The 318-nt window shown below is 54.7% G+C and carries 1 protein-coding gene; it reads right to left on the bottom strand.

Features of this window, described 5'->3' with window-relative positions:
• Positions 1-318: hypothetical protein (locus tag ACO0KZ_RS20505; protein ID WP_422998647.1), on the bottom strand; the 318-nt coding region annotated here is incomplete at both ends.

A 318-nucleotide genomic window follows, 5' to 3' on the forward strand; every position in this document is an offset into this window, starting at 1 on the left:
CCACTGATGTAATGGTCGGCTTTTCATTATCGAGAATACCGCCTATACCCGTCGCGCCGCCAACAACTAATGGCAGTGTTTCCGGTGTCGCAGAATCAACAATGGTGTCGTCGATCGTGCTCACGGTGACCGTAAAGGCCGTCACACCACTCGGTACAATCACATTACCACCGACCAAGGTGACGCCATTGCTGAACACCGGGGTCGTGTTGTAATCACTGCTCGCGGTCGCGCTGCCGCCACCGAGCGTGTACGCATACGTAGTCAGTCCGTTGGTCGCTGCCGACAAACTGACCGTATAGACTAAGTTTGCACCTT

It is taken from the genome of Undibacterium sp. Di24W, from assembly GCF_049340325.1.
In the GTDB taxonomy this organism is placed as follows: domain Bacteria; phylum Pseudomonadota; class Gammaproteobacteria; order Burkholderiales; family Burkholderiaceae_D; genus Undibacterium.